Raw genomic sequence first — 5,461 nt, 5'->3', positions numbered from 1 at the left:
GAGCTGATGCGGCCTGACGGCGTTCTGGATCGAGACCGTCGCGACGGGCAGCAGCGTGCCGAGCCCGAGGCTGACGATCGCCAGGATCATGCAGAACGGCACCAGCGGGATCCGGCCGGAAAACACGGCCATCACCGCGGTCCCCACGGCCGCGACGGCGAGCCCGACCATGGGCACGCGCTTGTAGTGGGTGAGCTTCGTCATCGCGCGCCCGGAGGCGGTGGCGCCGATCACCGTGCCGCAGGTCAGCGGCAACAGGCCGAGCCCGGAATAGGTCGCGCTCAGCCCCATCACCGTCTCGAAATAGAGCGGCAGATAGATGGTCAGGCCGATGAAGGTGCCCATGCCGAAGCCGGCGGCGACCGTACCGGCGCGCACCACCCGGTTGGTCATGATGTCGAGCGGGATCAGGGGCTCGCTGGCCGTGCGCTGGCGCCAGGCGAACAGGCTCCACAACACCAGCGTGGCCGCGATGAGCCCCGCGATCGGCGCCGAGCGCCACGGATAGGCCGTGCCGCCGGAGGACAGGGCCAGCAGCAGCGAGAGCGTTCCCGCCGTCATCAGCATGGCGCCGAGAACGTCGAGCTTGTGCGGCCTTTCATGCCGCGGCAGGCGCTTCAGCGCCGCGCTCGACATCCAATAGGCGCCGAAGCCGAGCGGAACGTTGATCCAGAAGATCACGGACCAGTGCAGCTTCTCGGCCAGCACGCCACCCAGCACCGGGCCGATGAGCGAGGAGGACAGGAAGACGCTGGCGAAATAGACCTGATAGCGGCCCCGCTCCCGTGGCGGCACCATGTCGCCGACGATGGTCTGCGCCAGCGCGATCAGGCCGCCGCCGCCCAGCCCTTGCACGAAGCGGGCGACGATCAGCAGCCAGAGATTGGGCGCCAGCGCGCAGGCGACCGAGCCGATCACGAAGACGACGATGCCGGAGAGCAGCACGACGCGCCGCCCATGGATGTCGGCGAGCTTGCCGTAGAGCGGCGTGACCGCGGTCGAGGCCAGGAGATAGGCGGTGACGATCCAGGGCAGATGGGTGACGTCGCCGAGCTCGCGCCCGATCGTCGGCAGCGCGGTCGCGACGATGGTCTGGTCGAGCGCGGCTAGGAACATCGCAACCATGACGCCGATCRGGATCGAGCGGATATCCGCATGCGTCAGCGGCGCGGCATGCGCCTGTGTCTCGACCCGCTTGTCCATGGAGCCTGCAGCCAAACTTGCATCTGGGGAATGGCCACAGGTTAATTCCACGACGCATCATGCGCTAGGAGCGGGGCGTGGGGTCGGCTCTGCGGTGGAGACGGGTCGGCTCAACCCTGGACGGCAGCCGGGTCCATCCACATCACTTCCCAGACATGGCCGTCGAGGTCGCGGAAGCCGTGACCATACATGAAGCCATGGTCCTGCGGCGCGTTGTAGGTCGAGCCGCCGGCGGCGACGGCGGCCTTCACGATCGCGTCAACATCCGCCCGGCTCTCCCGCGACAGGCAGGTCAGGACCTCGATGCTCTCATTGGTGTCGGCGATGGGCTTCGGCGAGAAGCTTTCGAATTTCGCGTGGGTCAGCAGCATCGCGAAGATGGTGTCGCTGATCACCATGCAGGCGGCGGTGTCGTCGGTGAATTGCGGGTTGAAGGAGAAGCCGAGCGCCTGGAAAAAAGCCATCGATCGTGGGAGATCCTTCACGGGCAGGTTGAGAAAGATCATCTGGGGCATGGCTTGTCCTTCAGAAGTGGGAAGCGAGGGTAATCAGACGATGCGGCCGAGTTCCCGCCGGAAGCGAGGCGGGTCGTTGAGCTGCGTATCGACGATCTCATGGGTCCGCTGCCAGATCGGCACTGCCGCGGCCAGAAGCTCAAGCCCCGCCGGGGTCAGCGAGAGCCGCCGGCTGCGGCGGTCGCGCGGGTCGGCCGCGATGCTGACGAGCCCGCGCCGCTCCAGCGGCTTCAGGGCTGCGGTGAGSGTGGTGCGATCCATGGCGAGCAGTTCCGCCACCGGCTTGAGCGAGGGCGGTTCGGGCCGGTTCAGCGACATCAGCAGCGAGAATTGCCCGTTGGTCAGCCCGAGCGGCCGCAGCGCCTCGTCGAAGCGGCGCGCCAATGCGCGGGCCGCACGCTGCACATGCAGGCACAGGCAACAGTCGCGGACAAGCAGGGTCGTCTCGAAGGGGACGCTTCGTGGTTCGGTCATGATCCTTTTCTGTTGATATCAACGATTCCTGTCAAGCCGGAAGCGACGCTCTGCCGGCTTGACGGTCGTTGCCGGGTGAGATGCCTATGGCGCACTTGTCGCAGGGAACCGGACCGATGCCGCTCATGAATGCAGGGAACGCCGTGCTGCTGGTCATCGACCTGCAGGCCCGGCTGGTGCCGGCGATCCATGACGGAGGACGGGTCCTGGCCAATGCGGTCCGCCTCGTCGAAGCGACACGCCTGCTCGACATTCCCGTGATCGTCACGGAACAGAGCCCGTCCAAGCTCGGCCCGACCGTTCCGGAACTCGCCGGAGCCGCCCCTGCCATCGCCAAGACGAGCTTCGACGCCTGCGCCGAGCCGGCCGTTCTCGAAGTCCTGGGCGGCGACAGGGACATCCTCATCTGCGGCTGCGAGGCGCATGTCTGCGTCGCCCAGACGGCCATCACCCTGCTCGAGCATCGTCGCCGCGTCGTGGTGGTGGAGGATGCCGTCGGCTCCCGCGCGCCGGAATCGCACGCTGTCGCGATCCGCCGCCTCGCGGCGCATGGGGCCGAGATCGTCACCACCGAGATGGTGCTGTTCGAATGGCTGCGGAGCGCCGAGCATCCGCAGTTCAGGGCGATCTCTCAGCTGATCCGCTGATCCCGCCGCTCTCGAGCGTCACAGCGGCTTCTTGATCCATTTCGCGACGAGGCCGACGATGCCCTCGCGGAAGAGTAGGACGCAGAGCACGAAGATGCCGCCCTGGACCACGAGAACCCAGGAGCCGAGGCTGGCGAGGTAGTTCTGCATGGCGACGATGACGACCGCGCCGGCGATCGGGCCGAAGACGGTGCCGAGCCCCCCGACCAGCGTCATCAGCACGACCTCGCCGGACATCGTCCAGTAGACGTCGGTGAGCGACGCCAGCTGGAAGACGATCGCCTTGGTCGCGCCGGCGAGGCCGGCGAGCGTGGCCGAAAGCACGAAGACCATCAGCTTATACTGGTTGGCGCGGTAGCCGAGCGAGATGGCGCGGGGCTCGTTGTCGCGGATCGCCTTGCAGACCTGGCCGAAGGGCGAGTGGATGATGCGGTAGATCATCAGCACCCCGCCAAGGAAGATCGCCGCCACCAGCCAGTAGAGCGCGCGGTCGTCCTCCAGGCTGATCAGCCCGAGGAATTTGCCGCGCGGCACGGCCTGGATGCCGTCCTCGCCGCCGGTGAAGCGCGGCGTCTGCAGCGAGAAGAAGAACACCATCTGGGCCAGCGCCAGCGTGATCATCGCGAAATAGATGCCCTGGCGGCGGATGGCGAGAGCCCCGAACACCGTGCCGAGCAGGGCCGCGACCACGGTGCCGAGCAGGATCGCGAGCTCCGGCGTGAGGCCCCAGTTCTTGGCGGTATAGGCGCTGACATAGCTCGCCATGCCGAAATAGGCGGCGTGGCCGAAGGAAAGCAGGCCGCCATAGCCGAGCAGCAGGTTGAAGGCGAGCGCGAACAGCGCGAAGCAGAGCACCTTCATCACGAAGACGGGATAGGCGACGAAGGGCGCGACCACGAGCAGCGCCGCGATGGCGATGAACAGGTTGCGGTGCAGCTTCGCGGTGCTGTCGTCGGTCTCGGCGAGCGCGACGCCGCTGGCGGCTTCGGTGGTGGCGAGATCGGTCATGTCGTTGTCCTTCTCGCGTCAGGCCGGGCGGCCGAACAGGCCGGCGGGCTTCACCAGCAGCACCAGCACCATGATGACGAAGATCACGGTCGCGGCGCCCTCCGGATAGAACACCTTGGTCAGGCCCTCGATCAGGCCGAGCGAGAAGCCGGTGACGATCGCGCCCATGATCGAGCCCATGCCGCCGATCACCACCACCGCGAAGACAACGATGATCAGGTCGCCACCCATATTCGGATTGACCGAGTAGATCGGCGCGGCGAGCACGCCGGCGAAGGCGGCGAGCGCGACGCCGAAGCCATAGGTCAGCGTCACCAGCAGCGGCACGTTGATGCCGAAGGCCTGGGTCAGGGTCGGGTTTTCGGTCGCGGCGCGCAAATAGGCGCCGAGCTTGGTCTTCTCGATCAGGAACCAGGTGCCGATGCAGACGGTGAGCGAGGCGACGATCACCCAGGCCCGGTAGTTCGGCAGGAACATGAAGCCAAGATTCTGCCCGCCCGAAAGCTGCGGCGGGATGCCATAGGGCAGGCCGGACGAGCCGTAATAATTACGGAACAGGCCCTGGATGATCAGCGCCAGACCGAAGGTGAGCAGGAGCCCATAGAGATGGTCGAGATGGGCGATGCGTTTGAGCAGCAGCCGCTCGATCAGGACACCGATGGCGCCGACCACGATCGGCGCCAGCAGCAGCGCGACCCAGTAGTTCAGCCCGAGATAGTTCAGCGCCATCCAGGCCACGAAGGCGCCCATCATRTACTGCGCGCCATGGGTGAAGTTGATGATGTTGAGCAGCCCGAAGATCACCGCSAGCCCGAGGCTSAGGATSGCATAGAACGAGCCGTTGATCAGGCCRAGCAGGACCTGGCCGAACAAGGCTTGTGGCGGGATTCCGAGAAGCTCGAACATGCGTGACTCAGATCATCTTGTGGGTGGGCTCTCGAACCTCTTCGTGATCCCGGCCAAGCGAAGCGCAGAGCCGGGATCCATCGTCGAGTTCCGGAGCCTTCCGATGAATCCGGGTCGCCCTGCGGGCGCCCGGGATGACGGTGGAGGGACCGGAAGCGCTCGTTACTTGACCAGCGAGCAGCCGGTCTCGGCCAGCGGCTGGAAGGCCTGCTCGGCCGGCAGCACGGAGATCTGCTTGTAGTAGTCCCACGGGCCCTTCGACTCGGACGGCTTCTTGACCTCGTAGAGATACATGTCGTGCATCTTGCGGCCGTTCGGGCGGATCGAACCCTTGCCGAAGAGCGGGTCGTCCGTCGGCATTTCCTTCATCTTGGCCATGAGGGTCGCCGTGTCCTTGCTCTTGGTGGCCTCGACCGCCTTGAGATAGTGCAGCAGGCCGGCATAGACGCCCGCCTGCACCATGGTCGGCATCTTGCCGCCATTGAGCTTGGCGAAGCGCTGCGACCAGGCGCGGGTCTGGTCGTCGCGGTCCCAGTAGAAGGATTCGGTCAGGACCAGCCCCTGCGCCGCCTGCAGGCCGAGCGCATGGACGTCGCTGATGAAGACGAGGAGCCCTGCGAGCTTCTGGCCGCCGGCGACGATGCCGAACTCGCCGGCCTGCTTGATCGCGTTGGTGGTGTCGCTGCCGGCATTGGCGAGCCCGATCAC

At 66.3% G+C, this 5,461-nt stretch carries 7 protein-coding genes; 1 reads left to right on the top strand and 6 read right to left on the bottom strand.

The window, feature by feature from the left end; translation table 11 throughout:
* The 3 genes from AB4Y99_RS25230 to AB4Y99_RS25220 form a co-directional block, all read right to left on the bottom strand.
* A partial coding sequence (locus AB4Y99_RS25230) for an MDR family MFS transporter (protein WP_441525245.1) occupies positions 1 to 1,203 on the bottom strand: 1,203 nt, incomplete at its 3' end.
* 110 nt (positions 1,204 to 1,313) lie between these two features.
* A complete protein-coding gene (locus AB4Y99_RS25225; protein WP_142022311.1) occupies positions 1,314 to 1,718 on the bottom strand; it encodes a VOC family protein in 405 nt (134 codons plus the stop codon).
* A gap of 33 nt (positions 1,719 to 1,751) precedes the next feature.
* Complete coding sequence (locus tag AB4Y99_RS25220) at positions 1,752 to 2,192, bottom strand: MarR family winged helix-turn-helix transcriptional regulator (protein WP_112765200.1); 441 nt, start codon at positions 2,190 to 2,192, stop codon at positions 1,752 to 1,754.
* 125 nt (positions 2,193 to 2,317) lie between these two features.
* On the opposite strand from AB4Y99_RS25220, the gene AB4Y99_RS25215 reads away from it, so the two are divergent.
* Positions 2,318 to 2,839 (top strand): hydrolase, encoded by a 522-nt coding sequence (locus AB4Y99_RS25215; RefSeq protein WP_248312472.1) that lies wholly within the window; start codon positions 2,318 to 2,320, stop codon positions 2,837 to 2,839.
* 18 nt (positions 2,840 to 2,857) lie between these two features.
* Here AB4Y99_RS25215 and AB4Y99_RS25210 read toward each other — a convergent pair whose 3' ends face one another.
* The 3 genes from AB4Y99_RS25210 to AB4Y99_RS25200 all read right to left on the bottom strand — a co-directional run.
* On the bottom strand, positions 2,858 to 3,847 hold the full coding sequence (locus AB4Y99_RS25210; RefSeq protein ID WP_370954908.1) for a branched-chain amino acid ABC transporter permease: 990 nt from the start codon (positions 3,845 to 3,847) through the stop codon (positions 2,858 to 2,860).
* Positions 3,848 to 3,865: 18 nt separating this feature from the next.
* Entirely contained in the window at positions 3,866 to 4,753 is an 888-nt protein-coding gene (locus AB4Y99_RS25205; protein WP_038364595.1) for a branched-chain amino acid ABC transporter permease, read from the bottom strand.
* 162 nt (positions 4,754 to 4,915) lie between these two features.
* Positions 4,916 to 5,461: ABC transporter substrate-binding protein (locus tag AB4Y99_RS25200; protein ID WP_441525244.1), on the bottom strand; the 546-nt coding region annotated here is incomplete at its 5' end.

This window comes from Allobosea sp. TAB14, from assembly GCF_052113865.1.
Lineage (GTDB): Bacteria > Pseudomonadota > Alphaproteobacteria > Rhizobiales > Beijerinckiaceae > Allobosea > Allobosea spartocytisi.
This window is presented reverse-complemented; position numbering and strand designations above follow the sequence as displayed.